The 17575-nt window shown below is 56.1% G+C and carries 17 protein-coding genes; 13 read left to right on the plus strand and 4 right to left on the minus strand.

Translation table 11 applies throughout. From position 1 onward, the window contains the following. Positions 1–381: 381 nt before the first annotated feature. From minD to sbcB, 3 genes are read left to right on the plus strand one after another with little or no spacing between them, the layout of a single operon-like run. Positions 382–1203 (plus strand): septum site-determining protein MinD, encoded by an 822-nt coding sequence (gene minD, locus OR573_04105; protein ID XGA80846.1) that lies wholly within the window; start codon positions 382–384, stop codon positions 1201–1203. Continuing rightward, complete coding sequence (minE, locus tag OR573_04110; protein XGA80847.1) at positions 1200–1451, plus strand: cell division topological specificity factor MinE; 252 nt, start codon at positions 1200–1202, stop codon at positions 1449–1451. The genes minD and minE overlap by 4 nt, the downstream gene beginning before the upstream one ends. 59 nt (positions 1452–1510) lie before the next feature. Then, on the plus strand, positions 1511–3007 hold the full coding sequence (gene sbcB, locus OR573_04115; protein ID XGA80848.1) for an exodeoxyribonuclease I: 1497 nt from the start codon (positions 1511–1513) through the stop codon (positions 3005–3007). 23 nt (positions 3008–3030) lie between these two features. Here the strand turns inward: sbcB and OR573_04120 are convergent, their stop codons facing one another. Together OR573_04120 and OR573_04125 are read right to left on the minus strand one after the other, a co-directional pair. Beyond that, complete coding sequence (locus tag OR573_04120) at positions 3031–5862, minus strand: insulinase family protein (GenBank protein ID XGA80849.1); 2832 nt, start codon at positions 5860–5862, stop codon at positions 3031–3033. Continuing rightward, on the minus strand, positions 5863–6549 hold the full coding sequence (locus OR573_04125) for an SOS response-associated peptidase (protein ID XGA80850.1): 687 nt from the start codon (positions 6547–6549) through the stop codon (positions 5863–5865). A gap of 214 nt (positions 6550–6763) precedes the next feature. Between OR573_04125 and OR573_04130 the strand changes: the two genes are divergently transcribed. Together OR573_04130 and OR573_04135 are read left to right on the plus strand one after the other, a co-directional pair. Continuing rightward, a complete protein-coding gene (locus tag OR573_04130) occupies positions 6764–7378 on the plus strand; it encodes a WHG domain-containing protein (GenBank protein ID XGA80851.1) in 615 nt (204 codons plus the stop codon). Further along, entirely contained in the window at positions 7375–8055 is a 681-nt protein-coding gene (locus OR573_04135) for a 1-acyl-sn-glycerol-3-phosphate acyltransferase (GenBank protein XGA80852.1), read from the plus strand. The genes OR573_04130 and OR573_04135 overlap by 4 nt, the downstream gene beginning before the upstream one ends. On the opposite strand, the gene OR573_04140 is transcribed toward OR573_04135, so the two are convergent. Together OR573_04140 and ccsA are read right to left on the minus strand one after the other, a co-directional pair. Next, the gene (locus tag OR573_04140) at positions 8052–9326 is read right to left on the minus strand and encodes an HlyC/CorC family transporter (protein XGA80853.1); all 1275 of its coding nucleotides are present in this window, start codon (positions 9324–9326) and stop codon (positions 8052–8054) included. The two genes, OR573_04135 and OR573_04140, sit on opposite strands and share 4 nt — an antisense overlap. 106 nt (positions 9327–9432) lie before the next feature. Continuing rightward, positions 9433–10230, minus strand: coding sequence for a cytochrome c biogenesis protein CcsA (gene ccsA / locus OR573_04145; GenBank protein ID XGA80854.1), 798 nt, complete (start codon positions 10228–10230; stop codon positions 9433–9435). 228 nt (positions 10231–10458) lie between these two features. Here ccsA and ffh point away from each other — a divergent pair, with 228 nt between their 5' ends. The 8 genes from ffh to OR573_04185 all read left to right on the plus strand — a co-directional run bounded on the left by ffh (position 10459) and on the right by OR573_04185 (position 17575). After that, positions 10459–11877 (plus strand): signal recognition particle protein, encoded by a 1419-nt coding sequence (gene ffh, locus OR573_04150; protein XGA80855.1) that lies wholly within the window; start codon positions 10459–10461, stop codon positions 11875–11877. Between the two features lie 226 nt (positions 11878–12103). Continuing rightward, positions 12104–12352, plus strand: a complete 249-nt coding sequence (rpsP, locus tag OR573_04155; protein XGA80856.1) for a 30S ribosomal protein S16 — start codon at positions 12104–12106, stop codon at positions 12350–12352. A 48-nt stretch (positions 12353–12400) separates the two neighbouring features. Then, positions 12401–12946 (plus strand): ribosome maturation factor RimM, encoded by a 546-nt coding sequence (gene rimM, locus OR573_04160; protein ID XGA80857.1) that lies wholly within the window; start codon positions 12401–12403, stop codon positions 12944–12946. A 52-nt stretch (positions 12947–12998) separates the two neighbouring features. Further along, entirely contained in the window at positions 12999–13778 is a 780-nt protein-coding gene (gene trmD / locus OR573_04165; protein XGA81659.1) for a tRNA (guanosine(37)-N1)-methyltransferase TrmD, read from the plus strand. Positions 13779–13916: 138 nt separating this feature from the next. Beyond that, entirely contained in the window at positions 13917–14273 is a 357-nt protein-coding gene (rplS, locus tag OR573_04170; protein XGA80858.1) for a 50S ribosomal protein L19, read from the plus strand. A 184-nt stretch (positions 14274–14457) separates the two neighbouring features. Then, positions 14458–15339 (plus strand): site-specific tyrosine recombinase XerD, encoded by an 882-nt coding sequence (gene xerD, locus OR573_04175; protein XGA80859.1) that lies wholly within the window; start codon positions 14458–14460, stop codon positions 15337–15339. Between the two features lie 7 nt (positions 15340–15346). Next, positions 15347–16084, plus strand: a complete 738-nt coding sequence (locus tag OR573_04180) for a DsbC family protein (GenBank protein ID XGA80860.1) — start codon at positions 15347–15349, stop codon at positions 16082–16084. Between the two features lie 174 nt (positions 16085–16258). Further along, entirely contained in the window at positions 16259–17575 is a 1317-nt protein-coding gene (locus OR573_04185; GenBank protein ID XGA80861.1) for a homoserine dehydrogenase, read from the plus strand.

Genomic DNA, 17575 nt, shown 5'->3' on the forward strand with positions numbered 1-17575 from the left:
CTAGTAAAACACTGCCCATACCCAACGGTACGTTAGTTTGGGAGCATGTAAACAGCCCCCAGCGGGTTCTGAGGAACTTAATTACATACACCCAGTCGGTATGCAGCACTGTCGTGCGTTTTATTGGCTATTATGTGTTTTGATTGTTGTATGTTTTTTGACCGTCGTGAGTGTTTTGAAGCATGTTTTGCCATATTCAGCCGGGGGGCTATAACGTAACATAGAGGCAATCTTCAGGGCTCTGACGCTGCGGTTTATATGTGTTCATCAGCGCGCGGCGGAGAGGAAGACAGTTAAAGTATTACCGAGCCGTTCATGGGCGCAAATGATGGAATAGCGTCAGTGCGCCAACGGCACACGATATTAAAAAGGATGGGTATCTTGGCCAAAGTCATTGTAGTCACTTCAGGTAAGGGCGGCGTAGGCAAAACGACCAGTGCAGCTTCCATTTCGACAGGCCTTGCGATGCGTGGTCAGAAAACCGTGGTCATCGATTTTGATGTTGGGCTGCGTAATCTGGATTTGATCATGGGCTGCGAGCGTCGTGTTGTCTATGACCTGGTGAATGTCATTCAAGGGGAGGCGGGCCTTAATCAGGCGCTGATCCGTGATAAGCGTGTTGAAAACCTGTTTATTCTCCCGGCCTCGCAAACCCGGGATAAAGAAGCATTAACCCAGGAAGGCGTTAAGGATATACTGGAAAAACTCAAGGAGGAATTTGATTTTATTATCTGTGATTCCCCGGCGGGGATCGAACGTGGCGCCCAGCTGGCGATGTATTTTGCCGATGAAGCCGTGGTGGTGACCAACCCGGAAGTGTCTTCGGTACGTGACTCTGACCGCATTCTTGGTCTGCTGGCTTCGAAAACCCAGCGCGCCGAACAGGCCAGCGACCCGGTTCGCGAGCATCTGTTGATTACCCGTTATAATCCGGATCGTGTGACCAGTGGCGATATGCTGACCCTGGAAGATATCCGCGAAATCCTGGCGATTGAGCTCGTGGGGCTGGTTCCCGAGTCCGAAGCGGTTCTCAGGGCATCCAATCAGGGTGTGCCGGTTATTCATGAAAGTGCCAGCGATGCGGGTATGGCATATCTCGATACAGTGTCACGCCTGCTTGGTGAAGACGTACCCTTACGTTTCCATCAGGCTAGCAAGAAAGGCTTGCTGACACGCATGTTCGGGGGAGGGACTCGTCGATGAAACTTATGGAATTTCTGAAACGCGAGCGTAAGAAATCTGCTTCAGTGGCTAAAGAGCGCTTGCAGATCATCGTGGCGCATCAGCGCAGCCAGCGTGGCCAGCCAGATTATATGCCCATGCTGGAAAAGGAGCTGGTTGAAGTGATTCGCCGCTATGTCCAGATTGACGATGATGCTGTCCAGATTAGCCTGGACAGCGAAGATAACTGTTCAGTGCTTGAACTGAACGTTACGCTGCCTAAGTCATAAACAATTCAGATAGATAATTCACAATAACGATTCACGATCGACGCGGAGTATGGTTTTTCATGGCGCCTAACCAGACGGTTCCCAGCAGTTTTCTCTGGCATGACTATGAAACCTTCGGCGCAGATACCCGGCGTGATCGACCGGCTCAGTTTGCCGCCATCCGCACGGATGGTGCGCTAAATGAAATTGGCGAGCCGATAGAGCTTTACTGCAAACCGGCGGATGATTACCTTCCCCACCCGACCGCTTGCCTGATTACCGGTATTACGCCGCAAAAAGCCCAGCGACGTGGTTTGCCTGAAGCCGAGTTTGCCAGTGAAGTATTAGGCTGCATGAGTGTGCCAGGCACCTGTGTGGTGGGGTATAACAGCCTGCGCTTTGATGATGAAATCTCACGTCATCTGTTTTATCGCAACCTGCTCGACCCTTATGCCCGAGAATGGCAGAACGGTAACTCCCGCTGGGATCTTATTGATGTGGTGCGGGCATTCTATGCGCTGCGCCCGGCGGGTATTGAGTGGCCACTGCGGGAGGATGGCGCGCCAAGTTTTAAGCTTGAAGACCTGACGGCGGCCAATGGCATAGAACATGCCGGCGCCCATGATGCTCTGGCCGATGTGCGGGCGACAATCGCCCTGGCAAGAAAGCTGCGCGAATGCAATGCCAAGCTGTTTGATTACTTGCTGGGTTTACGTGGCAAGCGGGCGGTGAGCAAACTTCTGGATATCCCCCATGCCAAGCCTCTGGTGCATATCTCCCGGCGTTACCCGGCCAGCCGCGCCTGTAGTGCTCTGGTAATGCCGCTGGCTGAGCATCCCACCAACCCCAACGGGGTGATTGTGTATGACCTGAGCGTTGACCCAGGCGAGCTGTTGAATCTGTCAGCTGAGCAGGTGCGCGAGCGAGTGTTTGTCAGCCAGCAGGATCTGGCCGAAGGAGAGACGCGCATTCCGCTCAAGGTTATTCATATCAACCGTTGCCCGGTGGTGTTCCCGGCGGGGGCGCTGAAGGATGTGGAAGGGCCGCATCAGGGTGAATATGGCACCCTTGTCAAGCGGCTGGGGCTGGATGTTGATGCCTGCCGCCAGCATTGGAAAACGCTTAATGCACAAAAGACGCAGGTGGCCAGCAAGGTCGCTGAGGTATTTCGGCAGACGTTTGCCGATGAGCCCCATGATCCGGATCTGATGCTGTATAGCGGCGCTTTCTTTTCTGCCGTAGATCGCCAGGCGATGGAGCGTGTTCGCAGTTTGTCTCCCTGGGATCTGGTGGGCCAGCGGTTTGCCTTTCAGGATCCGCGTCTGGAAGAAATGCTGTTTCGCTATCGGGCCCGCAGCTATCCGCATACCCTGGAAGGTGAGGAGCTGGCCCAATGGGAGGCATTTCGCTGGTCACGCCTGAATGATCCGGCGCTGGCAGGGTTCACCCTGAAAGACTTTGCCCGTGAAATCGAGCGCTATAATCAACAGTCATTGGACGACCATCAGCGCCAGATTCTTGAAGAAGTGGTGATGTATGTGGAATCCATCCTGCCCGCCCAGGCATTTGATGCCTGAGCGGGCAAGGTGGCCATCAAGGGTTAGCGTGGGAAAGGTGTCAGCATTTCACGAAACTCGCTGATATCACTTTTCGTATCCTTGGGGTCAAAGCGGATATCCAGCTGGCGCTTGCGCAGCGTTGACCACACCTTGCGGAGCTCGTCTGCGCTTATATCCAGCGCCAGTTCAGCGCGCTGTTCGCGGCGGTTGAACACAACCTCGTTGAGTGCGGTGGCTTGCCAGTGACGGTTAGCGAGCGCCTCAAGTCGGGTATCCCGCTGGGTTAGCCGTTCAAACACGGCCTGGCGATAGGGCGCAAGTGCTTCGTCATCCAGCTCCTCCAGGCGTTCATCGGCCCCTTGCAGGAAAGCATCCATGCGCTCGGCAATTGTAGCGCTTGGGGTTTCCGGGGATTGAACAATCATGGCAAGCCCTGGGGCTTCAAGCAGCGGTGAGTAACCGGCATTGACGATATAGCCAAGCTGCTCTTCTGTACGCAAGCGCTGATAAAACGGCGTTTCCAGCCATTGGGCCAAGACGCTCACGGCTGCCTGTTGGCGCAGCGAGGTGTCGTTGCCTTGCAGGTAACGCAGTACCAGTGATTCGTCGCGGGTACTTTCCGGGCGTAGAACGCTGGCCCCTGTCTTGACATGAAGGGGTGTCAGTTCGCTAATGGCGTCCTGAGTGAGGCGTGGGCGCAGCTTGCCGCGTGTCAGTTCAGCTTGCTGTTCGGCCTGCTCAGCGGTCAGGTTGCCTACTGCCATGGCATCAACGTACAGTTTTTCAAGAAAGCGCTGGCGGAAATCTTCCAGGTGATGGATCTGCAGCCGCTGGCTGGCAGCGAGGAGTTCACTGCTCGACCATTGAGGGGTCAGCAGGGCTTCACCGAGTGCGCGCTGGGCCTGGCGGGTGAGTGATGATTCCGGTGCATTGCGCCATTCGCGCTGCAGTTGATACTTCACCCGCTCGAAGGCGTTGGCTGAAATGGGCGCTTCGGCAAGTTGTGACAGTGTCTGCTCGATCAGGGGCGTCTGGCCGTCCCGCCAGCCGGACAGAGCCAGGGTGATGCCTCTGGAGTGGGCATAACTGTTGACTGAATGCCCCGCCAACCAGGCCGGATAAAGGGATTCATTCAGACTATCATTCAGCCAATTGGCCAGCAGCCTCGTCAGCACGGCTTCTTCCGCTGAATAGCTGGCGCTAGGGTGTTGCAGGCTGATGCGCCATTCCACCTTGGGCGTGTTAAAGCGTTCTTCCTGCATGTGCCAGGCACGAAAGCCGCGAGCCTCTATTAAGGCCTGTGGCTGTTCGTCGCTGCCTTCCAGCAGGGTCAGGTCATCGGCAATAAAGGGGTTGGGGGCAGGCAGGGCCAAGCCGGCCAATGGGTTGCCGGGAGTTGCGTCATCAAGGCGGCGCCATTGGGTATTAAACCAGGGGGATATCTGTTCGCTTTCCACGTCAGGGCCTGAGTAGACCCGAATCAGATTATCTGGTGTCAGGGCGTCCAGGTAAGTAAGGTGACGTTCAGGCTCGAAGCCGTCCATGCGGTAAGCAGCGTACTGAACATCTTCGGCCGGGTAACGCGACAGATTCATGGACAGGCGAGTGGCCTCCTGGCTGGGCGCGCCGGGCTGCTGGAAGCGGAAAGCCTGTTCACGCAGGCTGGCCTGTTCCTGGTAGCGCCATGCATCCAGGCCGTATTCACGAATGTTATTGATGGCGGCAAACAGGGTCGCCTGAATATCATCCAGGCGTTCAGCGCCTTTTGGCGTCAGGCTGACCGATACCGAAAAGAAAGCGTGTTGGCCATCGCGCCGACCGGTACCTGCTGACAGGCCGTCAGCCAGCCCTTCATCACGTAGCAGTGCCAGGGCGCTGCCTTCCCCTTCATCGCCCAGAAGGTGAGCAATCAGCTGAGTCGGCTGTGTCTGGTAATCACTGATAGGGTCCGGGATTGGAAAGTGAAACCGCACCTGACGGCGATCCTGTAGCGACTGACGCTGCAGGTAAATGGGCAGGCTGTTGTCCTGTACAAATGGAACGTCAATTTCCGCTGCGTTGAGCCCGCGGTTGGGAATATCCACAAAGCGCTCGGCAACCCAGTTCTCCAGGGTATCCAGTGATTGCGGGGCCACAATCGCCAGCGTCATGACATTGGCATCGTAATGCTGACGGTAGAACTTGATCACCCGGTCACGCAGGGAAGGCTCACCGTCGGGCCGGTCGGCCAGGGTTTCACGGCTGCCCACGGCGAAACGAGTCATGGGGTGATCCTGATTGAGCACCTGATTGAGGGCATCGTTCTCGCGGCGGGCTTCGTCGCGAATGCGCGCCATGTATTCTGAGTGAACGATATTGCGCTCGCTATCCAGCTTGTCGGCATTGAACAGCGGCGTCAGGAAGAAAGCACTGAATCTATCCAGCGCGCCGGGCAGGGCGGAAGGCTCGATATCAAAGAAGTAATTGGTGTCCTGGGGCGCGGTAAACGCATTAAAAGAGCCGGCGTTACGCGAAATATAGCCCTGGTAGGCGTCTGACTCAGGAAACGGCTCGGTGCCCAGAAACAGCATGTGTTCAAGAAAGTGTGCCAGACCCTGAAGGTCTTCCGGATCCTGAGCACTGCCCACGCGAATATTCATTGAGGTCGCGGCCTTGTCTGCTTGCGGGTCGCTGACCAGCAGGGTTTGCAGACCATTGTCGAGGGTCAGGACGCGATAGTCGCGTTCATCATGAGGGCTGACGATAGGGCTCTCCACTTGGCTGACGCCATCGGTTGAGCTGGCGTTGGCCAGCGGTATGTAGAGCATTCCCAGCGATAGCAGGGCCGAGGTGGCCAAAGGGTGGCCAGATGAAAAATATAGAAAACGTAACATTCACGACTCCTGAGTCGATGCCCATTTCAGCATTGGCCCAACGGGGTGGGCGCAAGCAGGTGACTGATAGGCGGGATTGTTGACATGTCTTGATACCGGAAAAGCGCCCAACAGTTCCAAAGGTGCGGGGGTTAGTTGCTGTTTAATAGCGTGCAATGTGCTTGCCGGGTGTAGCCAAGTATCCAGTTGGTTTGGCGCAATGATGACTGGAAGACGGTCAGTCACTGCTGCCAGGCAGGCATTGGCGGGCACGGTAATCAGTGCCATTGAATCGTTAAAGGTGGTCAGGCTGGTGTGATAGCGACACCATAACCCTGCCAGCAATAACGGTGAGCGTTGGGTATGAGTGATCAGGTACGGCTGTTTGCCCCGCGGCTGAACCTTCCAGGCATAGAAACCGCTGACAGGTACAACGCAGCGGCGTGCCTGCAGAGCCTCGCGAAACATTGGCCGACTTTCCAGCGTTTCAGCGCGCGCATTGTGGGGAGCGTGATCGAGAACCTCAAGCCAAGGGGGCGTTAACCCCCAGAACAGGGTGCCCAGTTGGCGCTTACCATGCTCCCAGCGAATAGCGGATACCCCCTGGCGAGGCGCCAGGTTGGGCGAGGTTATTGGTGGTTCTGCACAGCTGATCGGGGCTAGCCAGTCAGCCAGTGGTAAATCACGTACATAAAGGCGTCCTGTCACGTCACTCTCCGTTCAATGGGCCCTTCGATGGGGAGTTTACACCTCACAGGTGGCGCTTGATGTTGTGAACTTGATGAGCTGCAGGCAAATTGATAAATAAGCTATACAATAGTATCGAAAACAGTGTTTGATATAAGGTATCCTATACGAACCTGATCATGTAAAACAGCATGAAATCAGGCCTTCCTTCCGCAGTAAACCTGAAGAGAATGCCATGGCACGCCCACGACAGCATGCGCCCGATGCCCTCCATGCGCAGGTAATGCATGCCTGTGATGCCTGGCTGGCAGACAAACCGGTTCACGGCTTGTCTTTGCGTGCGATTGCCCGCGAAGTAGGCTGTGCGCCAAGCACTTTGCTCAAACTGTATGGCAGCTTCAATAACCTGCTTCAATATGTCAACGTTGACACCCTGGCACGTTTGCAGCATACGATTACCAGCCTGAACACCAATGCGCCAGAACCCTGGCTGCGGGCACTGGCACATACTTACTGGCAGTTTGCCAAACAGGACTGCTACCGCTGGCAGCTGCTGTTTGATTATCCATTGGCTCAGGAGGGTGAGCTTGATAAGCGCCAGAGTGATTTGATCGAAGCGCTGTTCACTCAGGTGGAAACCAGCCTGAAAGAATACCAACCCGCTCTGGATGACCTGGAGGCGCGGCGGTTGGGGCGTACCCTGTGGGGTAGCGTACACGGTCTGGTTCAGCTGGGTTTAAATGAGCGTCTGGGCTATTGGCAGGGTCAGCAGTTAAAGGTCGATGAGTTGTTGGAACAGTTGTTAAGTACCGTGCTTGCCGGTCTGCGTCATATTGAGGACGATGTGTGACCCTTGCGCGAGTGCGAACACGCCACCTGCTGCGCAAGGTGATTTATGCCCTGGTGCGGCTTATCTATCGTTTGCGCATTCAGGGGCGCGAGAATGTTCCCCGTCATGGGGCGGCGCTGATGGTCTGCAATCACGTCAGCTATATGGATGCACTGGTGCTCGGCGGCGCCTGCCCGCGGCCGATACGTTTTGTGATGGACCAGACCATTTTTAACTCACCCGTGCTGCAATGGTGGTTCAAATGGGTTGGGGTGATCCCGATTGCTTCTGAACGCCGCGATCCGGGGTCGCTAAGGCGTGCCCTTGACGACGTCAGTGCGGCGCTGGCCAACGGTGAAATTGTTATGGTATTTCCAGAGGGCCGGCTGACCCGGGATGGTGAGGTGGGCAGCTTTAGGCGCGGTATTGAAACCATACTGGCGCGTGATAACGTGCCGGTTGTTCCGGTCGGGCTGGCAGGTTTATGGGGGTCATGGACATCCAATGCGAGTGGCCCAGCCCTGAAGACCTGGCCACGCCGCTGGCGAGCCCGGGTAACGCTGAATTTTGGCAAGGCCCTCGACCCACTGATGATTTCAAAGACGTTAGGCCATGAGATTGCCTTGCGGCGCTATCTTGAAACTCAGGTACGCAGCCTCAAAGAGGCCGCCCAGCAGGGCGGCCATCCTGACGATTAGCGGCGCGGCAGGCGTACTGCTGGCCAGCAGCGTGCTGATGTGATCAGGTTGTCGCGAATTTCCAGGATTTCCATGCGAATTGAGCCTATCTGCAGGGAGGCAGGGCCTTCCGGAAAAGACTCAAGATGCTCTAGAATCAGGCCGTTGAGGGTTTTAGGCCCATCGGTTGGCAGCTTCCAGCCCAGCATTTTATTGATCTCACGGATATTGGCGGTACCTTCGATCACATGGCTGCCATCGTCCTGCTGGTGAATTTCCTGGTCTTCGGAAACATCTGTGGTGAACTCGCCGACAATCTCTTCAAGAATATCCTCCAGCGTGACCAGACCTTCCACATCACCGTATTCATCCACGACGATGCCAATCCGGCGCTTCTGCTTCTGGAAGTTAAGCAGTTGGGTATGCAGCGGGGTGGATTCGGGGATGAAGTAAGGCTCACGAGCCTCCTGCACAATCGCCGCCTTGGTGACTTCCGAGCGGGAAAGGAAGCGAGCGGCATTGCGCAAGTGCAACATGCCGATGATGTTGTTGATGTCGCCCTTGAAAATCGGCAGCCGGGTGTGCTGGCTAGTGCGTATCTGGGCAAGAATATCCGCCAGTGAGTCATCAAGGTCGATGCCCAGCACTTCATGGCGCGGTACCATGATGTCGTTCACCGTGACGTTTTCAAGATCGAGGATTGACAGCAGCATCGTCTGGTGGCGGTAAGGAATCATAGTGCCCGCCTCGTGGACAACGGTGCGTAGCTCATCCCGGGTCAGGCTATCGCCGCCGTTTTCTACGCTTTTGACTCCCAGCAGGCGCAACAGGCCGTTGGATATCAGGCTGACCAGCAGCACCAGCGGGTAGAGAAGCTTGAGCAGCGGCTCCAGAATCCGTGAGGCCGGGTAGGCAATGCGTTCCGGTTTGATAGCCGCATAGGTCTTGGGCGTGACTTCGGCAAAAATCAGGATGGTGATGGTCAGTATCAGAGTGGCGATAGCGGGGCCGGTCACTTCGCCGAAAAAATGAATGGCGATGATGGTGGCGATGGACGCTGCCAGATTGTTGATGAAGTTGTTGCCGATCAGGATCACGCCAATCAGTCGGTCTGGGCGCGCCAGCAAACGAAGCACACGCTTGGCTTGGGTGTCGCCGCTATTGGCCTGATGGCTCAGGCGATAGCGGTTGATCGACATCATGCCGGTTTCAGAGCTCGAAAAGAAAGCAGAAAGCAGAATCAGTAGGGCGAGTAATCCGAACAATAACCCCAAGGGGAAGTCGTCGCTCAAGTTGAAGGTTCCTTTATTGCTGGGTAGTCCGATTGTCAGAAGATAATGTACAGAATGTCAAACAGTTCCGTGTTGCACCAGAAAGCGTTGTGGTGTCAGGCTCGCATCAGGCGCCAAGCAGGATCTCCAGCACGAACTTGCTACCAAAGTAAGCCAGAATCAGAAAAATGCCCCCTGTCAGCGTCCACTTGACGGCCCGCATGCCGCGCCAGCCAAAGCGGTAACGGCCTACCAGCAGTGTCGCTAATATCAACCAGGCAGTAATCGACAGGACGGTTTTGTGCGCCAGATGCTGGGCAAACAGGTTATCCAGAAACAGAAAGCCGCTAATGATCGAGAGTGTCAGTAGCAGTACGCCGGCCCAGACAAGTTCGAACAGCACACGCTCCATGGTGGTGAGCGGCGGCAGTGATTGGACAATGCCGCGAATGTGATGATGGCGCAGCGCCTGATTCTGCAGGCCAACCAATACTGCCTGCGCCGCTGCAATCGCAATGGTTGCAAAGGCCAGCGCGGAGCTGACTGCGTGGAGAAGAATGCCTGGCGTAAGCCCTCTTGCGCTGCCCTCGCTAGGTAATCCAGCGGCTGCAATCAGGGCAATGCCGGCAATAGGGAATAGTGCGATACCCGCATTCAGCACCGGCTTGAACAGGCTGGCGACCAGAACGACATTGACGGCCACCGCCATGAAAAGGGTAACGCTGGTGGTGAAGCCGGGCAGAAAGCCGGGCGATTGCCCCAATAGCTTGACCACCAGAGGGATGTGCAGCAAAAGCCCCAGTGTGGCCAGCATGCGCACCAGTATCGGGCGGGCGGGCAAGCGGCGTAAAAGTGACAGCCCCTGCCAGAGGGCCGCCGCCATATAAAGAACAAGAGCAAGGGTGGCGAATGGGAGCGCCTGCATGATGCTATCCGTGCGCGTTAAGCGAGTAAGTGAAACCTGTCAGATTCGGGGTCAGAACTGTTGGCCCTACTATAACCAATCCTTTGCGCTGCGCACAGTCGTCACGAATGAAACACAACGTCTCGGCTACTTCGACCATGGAGAGTCGTGGCTTCAGCGCGTATAATCAGCGCATTCAATGTCCGCGGTACTTGCGCCGGGCGACCAAGACAGAGGCAGAGAGGCCCCATGTTTCAGAATCTTAGCGAGCGTCTTTCCCAGACGCTGAAGTCGATCAAGGGTCAGGCGCGCCTGACTGACGACAATATCCAGTCAACCCTTCGGGAAGTGCGCCGAGCGCTGCTGGAAGCTGACGTAGCGCTTCCTGTTGTCAAGGATTTCATCGAGCGCGTACGCGAACGGGCCGTAGGGCAGGAAGTTTCCAAGAGTCTTTCTCCGGGCCAGCAGTTCGTCAAGATTGTCCAGCAGGAACTTGAAGCGACCATGGGCGAGGCCAACGAAGGCCTGACGCTTAAAGGGTCGCCTGCGGTTGTGCTGATGGCAGGTTTGCAGGGCGCGGGTAAAACCACCTCTGTGGCCAAGCTGGCACGCTATCTGCGCGAGCGCGAGAAGAAGAAGGTGCTGGTGGTTTCCGCTGACGTTTACCGCCCGGCGGCTATCGACCAGCTGGAAACGCTGGCAAAAGAGGTTGAGGTGGAATTCTTCCCCTCCCGCTCTGACCAGAAACCGGTAGATATCGCCATGGCGGCCATCAAGCACGCCAGGATCCAGTTCCACGATGTACTTTTGGTGGATACCGCCGGTCGCCTTGCCATTGATGAAGCCATGATGGCGGAAATCCAGGCGCTGCATACAGCGATTACTCCCCAGGAAACCCTGTTCGTTGTTGACGCCATGACCGGCCAGGATGCGGTCAATACCGCCAAGGCGTTCAATGAAGCCCTGCCACTGACCGGTGTGATCCTGACCAAGGCTGACGGTGATGCCCGCGGGGGGGCAGCCCTGTCCGTGCGCCACGTCACTGGTAAGCCAATCAAGTTCATGGGGGTCGGTGAAAAAGTCGACGCTCTGGAACCCTTCCACCCGGATCGCGTGGCCTCACGCATTCTGGGCATGGGCGACATGCTGTCGCTGATCGAAGAAGCCGAGCGCACGGTCGACAAGTCCAAAGCCGAGCAGTTGGCCAAGAAGGTCAAGAAAGGTGATGGCTTTGATTTGGAAGACTTCCGCGACCAGCTCCAGCAGCTCAAGAAAATGGGCGGCATGAGTGGCCTGATGGGCAAGCTGCCCGGCATGGGGCAGATGGCCGAAATGGCACAAGGGCCAGGGCCTGAAAAGGAGCTGGGCAAACTTGAGGCGCTGATCAACTCGATGACGCCTAAGGAGCGCCAGAAGCCGGAAATTATCAATGGTTCGCGCAAACGTCGAATTGCCGCCGGTGCCGGGCTTCAGGTGCCCGACCTGAACCGTTTGCTGAAACAGCATAAACAGATGCAGAAGATGATGAAAAAAGCCGGTAAAAAAGGCGGCATGCAGAAAATGATGCGCGGAATGTCCGGCATGATGGGTGGCCAGGGGCCTGGCGGCCCAGGAGGCATAGGCGGAATGGGTGGCCCTGGCGGCCCGGGTGGTTTGCCCCGGCGCTAGTTTTCACTGGCCGAGGCTTTCCAAATAGCCCGCATTTGCGTAGAATGCTGCCTCTTCATGTGTAGGGGTGTGCCCGTTATATGCCGCTTTCTGCACCATGTGGGCTTAAACACGATCTTATATCGTTGATCGATTTATATCGTTGATCGTTTATATCGTTGATATAGAGGTACTAAACCACAGCGGTTTGGCTCTCTTGTAACCTCAACCGAAGGATAGTTATCGTATGGTTACCATTCGTTTGGCACGTGGTGGCGCCAAGAAGCGTCCCTTTTATCACCTCACCGTGACGGATTCGCGTAACGCCCGTGATGGTCGTTTCATCGAGCGTATCGGCTTCTTCAACCCGGTCGCCCGCGGCCAGGAAGAGCGTCTGCGTGTTGATCTGGAGCGTGTTGCTCACTGGCAGAGCCATGGCGCGCAGCTGTCTGGCCGTGTTGCTGAGTTGGTCAAAGAAGCACGCAAGCAGGCGTAAGCCTTTGAATGGCGCTTAGCGTCATTAGCTGTTGAACTGGGGTCGTCAATGACGCATAACGCAACACAGCAATCAGACGACACCTATGTGGTGCTCGGCAAGCTGACTAGCCCTCATGGGGTGAAAGGATGGTTGAAGGTCTATGCCTATACGAGCCCGATCGACAGCATATTTGATTACTCTGAATGGTGGGTTCGCCAAGGCGAAACGCTGAAGCAGCTCACGGTAATTCAGGGGCGTCGGCAAGGTAAGGGGCTGGTTGTTCAGCTCAAAGGCATTGATGACCGTGATGCGGCTGAAGCATTGGCCCAGGCGGATATCGTCATGCCTAAAAGCGAGCTGCCCGAGCTTGCTGACGAAGAATACTACTGGCACGAGCTTGAAGGCCTGAAGGTTTATACGCTGGCTGGAGAGTGTTTGGGGCAGGTAAGTTATCTGTTCGAAACCGGTGCCAACGATGTCATGGTGGTGCGCGGTGGTCAGGATGCCATCGACAAGCGTGAGCGTTTACTGCCCTATCTGCCCGGTGATGTCATCATCAAGGTGGATCTTCAGGCACAGCGCATGGAAGTAGATTGGGACCCAGAATTTTGAGATATAAATTTTGAGTGAACAGCCTGTTTTCAATCACGCCGAGGGCCCGGCAATGTGGATCGGTGTTGTTTCCCTGTTTCCCGAGATGTTTGCTGCATTAACCCAGCACGGTGTCACCGGGCGAGCAGTCGAGAAACGCCAGATTGCACTGGAATTCTGGAACCCTCGCGATTACGCCACGGACCGTCATCGCAGCGTTGATGACCGCCCTTACGGCGGTGGTCCAGGCATGCTGATGAAGGTGGATACCTTACGTGGTGCCATTGCGGATGCACGCCAGGGTGCCTTGCAGGCAACAGGCAAGCAGCCAACGGTGATCTATCTTTCGCCCCAGGGGCGCAAGCTGGATCAGGCCGGTGTGCAGCATCTGGCGCAACGCAGCCCTTTAATTGTGGTGGCGGGGCGCTATGAAGGCATCGACGAACGTATCGTTGAACATGATATCGATGAAGAATGGTCAATTGGTGATTATGTGCTGAGCGGTGGTGAGCTGCCTGCCATGGTGCTGATTGACGCGGCGGCCAGACTGATTCCCGGTGTGCTGGGGCATCAGGATTCCGCCGTCGAGGACTCGTTTAACGACGGCCTGCTGGATTGTCCGCACTACACACGTCCTGAAGAAATTGATGGGCGCAAGGTGCCGGATGTGCTGCTGAGTGGCAATCATGCTGCCATTAAGCGCTGGCGCATGAAGCAATCCCTGGGGCGTACCTGGCAGCGGCGGCCAGACTTACTTGAAAGCCGCGAGCTGGATAAAGCCCAGCAGAAACTGTTGGATGAGTTCATCGAAGAATACGCCAGAAAGGCGGCGGTGCAGGGCGAAGACAGCTGACAACCTTTGCGGTTGAAACGTCTTTCGGATCTGTGTCACCCATGACGACTCCCGGGCGGCTCGCCTTGAGCGCCGGGATCACGGCTTCCGCCATCCATTGTAGAGCGGTTGAGCCAACTGATATTTCAGGAGTAGATTATGAGTAGTAAGAACAAAGTGATCCAGGCGCTTGAGAGCGAGCAGATGAGCAAGGAAATTCCTCCCTTTGCTCCTGGCGATACCATTGTTGTCCAGGTTAAGGTCAAGGAAGGTAACCGCGAGCGTCTGCAGGCATTTGAAGGTGTGGTAATCGGTAAGCGTAACCGTGGCCTGAACTCCGCTTTCACCGTACGTAAAATTTCCAACGGTGTTGGCGTAGAGCGTACCTTCCAGACCTACAGCCCGCTGGTAGATTCAATTGCCGTCAAGCGTCGTGGTGATGTGCGTCAGGCCAAACTCTACTACCTCCGTGAGCGTAGTGGTAAGTCTGCACGTATCAAGGAAAAGCTGTCCTGATGATTGGTCGGCGGTGATCTGCACCGCCGGACAATGGATAGCTGGCAAGATAACCCCGTCACCGCTTTGCGGGGCGGGGTTTGTTTTTGTCTGGACGGACGGCAAAATATCCTTGCCAGGCCTGATCAGGCTGCCATGCAACAAGGAAGATGCTGGGTGGAGGATGCGAGATGAAGAGCGCCATATGGACCTGATAGATGCTTTCCTGGATGCCCTGTGGCTGGAGCGCGGTGCCAGCGAACATACCCTGGCTGCCTATCGCCGCGACCTGTCAGCTTGGCAGGGTTATCTGGCAGAGCAGGGGGATACCCTGACGACGTCTTCATCAGAACAGTTGGTCAACTGGTTTGAGCAGCGGCGTGCCCAGGGCTATCAGTTGCGCAGTAACGCCCGACTACTCTCCAGCTTACGCAGCTTCTACCGCTGGGCGCGTTTGAATGCCTATGTCGACAGCGACCCATTAGCCACTATAAAGTTGCCACGGGTGACACCCGGGCTGCCAGGTACCCTGGATGAAGCCGAGGTGGTTCGCCTGCTTGAAGCGCCTGATACGTCCACGCCTTTAGGGGTGCGTGATCGCGCCATGCTCGAATTGCTGTATGCCTGTGGCTTGCGTGTCTCCGAGCTAGTAGGCTTGACGCTGGATGCGCTGAATCTGAACCAGGGGGTGGTCAGGGTGCGCGGTAAAGGCGACAAGGACCGTTTGATACCGTTAGGCGAAGAAGCGGGCGCCTGGCTTGAACGCTACCTGCGCAGTGCGCGCAACGAGCTGATGTCAGACCCGATGCGGCCTGCGCTGTTTCCAGGCAGAGCCAACCGTGCCATGACGCGCCAGACCTTCTGGCACCGTATCAAGGCCCATGCGCTGACGGCCGGTATCAGTAAGCCGCTTTCCCCGCATACCCTGAGACATGCCTTTGCAACGCATTTATTGAATCATGGGGCCAATTTAAGGGTCGTACAGCTGTTGTTGGGTCATAGCGATTTGTCCACAACGCAAATTTATATATATGTGGCTCAGGCGCGCCTGGAAAATCTGCACGCTCACCACCATCCAAGAGGTTAAAAGGAATATGCGTCGTCTCTCACTATTACCCCTGGTTCTCGGGGGTGCGCTGTTGTCCACGACGGCCATTGCGCAATCTGTGCCGGAAGCACTAACCGAAACGCTGAGCGTCAACGGCCAGCCAATGCCGGTGGAAAACGTTAATGCAACGCCGCTGCAAGGTATCTACCAGGTACAGCTGACCAACGGTGAAACATTTTATGCCAATGCCGATGGTAGCTATTTTCTGGTCGGTGATCTGTACGCCAACCAGGAAGACGGCCTGGTCAACCTGACCGAGCAGGAGCGTAATCAGGAGCGCGCTGAGGTGATTGCCGCTATTCCTGAAGAAGAGCGGATTGTCTTTCGCAGTGTGGACGAGCCGGAAGCGACCATAGTGGTGTTTACCGATACCAGCTGCCCTTACTGCACACGCCTGCATGAAACCGTGCCTGAGCTGAATGAGGCCGGTGTGGCCGTGCATTATCTCGCCTTCCCACGCAGCGGTATGAATAGCGAGGCCGCCCGTGTTATGCAGCAGGCTTGGTGCGCTGATAATCCTCAGCAAGCCTTGACCGATGCCAAGCAGGGTAAGGCACTTTCAGGCAGCGCCAGCTGCGATAATCCGGTAGCATCCCAGTACCAGACAGGTATTGCGCTGGGCGTTCAGGGTACACCCGCCATCATCCTGCCAGACGGTGAGCTGGTGCCAGGCTTTATGCCGCCAGAGCGGCTGCTTGCCATGCTCGGCCTGGACGCAGAGTAATCGCTGGTATTCGCACCAGTGTGCTGCAAAATGCAGGTTTTAAAAATACGTTTGTAAAACAATCAGGTGCCAGAAGGAAAGGCGGCATGTATCCCTCCTTCTTCACCTTCACGATATCGATACGCTGTGACAGGCACCGCCAGGTGCACGATGAAACATATAAGGGGAATTATTTTGAAACCGGTGAGAGTAGGTATCTGTGGCTTGGGTACGGTGGGTGGCGGCACCTTCAATGTGCTGACACGCAACGCGGATGATATTGCCCGTCGTGCAGGGCGCCCCATTGTCATTGAGCAGGTCGGGCATCGCAGTATTCACCCGAACTGTGATATCACCGGCATCAAGGCCACCACGGATGTTTTCGAAGTTGCCCGCAACCCTGATATCGACGTCGTGGTTGAGGCCATTGGCGGCTATGATATTGCCCGCCAGCTGGTGTTGACGGCGATCGAAAACGGCAAGCATGTGGTCACGGCCAACAAGGCGCTGATTGCCGTGCATGGCAATGAAATCTTCCAGGCCGCCCATGAGAAAGGCGTTATTGTCGCTTTTGAAGCCGCCGTGGCCGGCGGTATTCCGGTGATCAAGTCGCTGCGCGAAGGCCTGGGCGCCAACCGCATTGAGTGGGTTGCCGGTATCATCAATGGCACGGGTAATTATATCCTGACCCATATGCGTGATGAAGGCCGGGCCTTTGAGGACGTGCTGGCCGAAGCCCAGGCATTGGGCTATGCCGAGTCCGATCCGACCTTTGATGTGGAAGGCATTGATGCTGCCCACAAGCTGACTATCCTGGCCTCGATTGCCTATGGGGTACCGCTGCAGTTCGAGAAAGCCTACACCGAAGGCATTTCACGGATTACCGCTGAAGACGTTGAGCAGGCAGATAACCTGGGCTACATCATCAAGCACCTGGGGATTTCCAAGCGCACCGAAAACGGCCTTGAGCTGCGTGTTCACCCTGCACTGATACCCAAAGATCGCCTGCTGGCCAACGTTCACGGCGTCAAAAATGCCATTGAAGTCATGGGCGATGCCGTCGGCCCAACCCTTTACTACGGTGCCGGTGCGGGTGCGGAGCCAACGGCTTCAGCGGTGGTTGCGGATATTCTCGACGTTGCCCGGGATATCGCCACAGACCATCACTATCGTGTGCCTTACCTGGCCTTCAGCGGTGTGGGTCAGGACGTCAATGCCGTGCCGATCATGCCGATGGAAGACATCACCACGGCCTACTATCTGCGTCTGTTGGCCGTTGACCGCCCGGGTGTGCTTGCGCGAGTGGCAACTATCCTCGCCGAGCAGGGCATTTCGATTGAAGCGTTGATTCAGAAAGAATCGCCAGATGGCGATCTGGTGCCGATCATCCTGATGACCCATCGCACCAAGGAAAAACAGATGAACGAAGCTATCCGTGAAATTGAATCCATGGCGGATATTCCCGGTACGATCACCCGTATCCGTGTTGAAACCCTGGACGAAGGAGAGTAA

Origin of the sequence: Halomonas sp. CH40, assembly GCA_041875495.1 — a bacterium.
GTDB lineage: Bacteria > Pseudomonadota > Gammaproteobacteria > Pseudomonadales > Halomonadaceae > Vreelandella.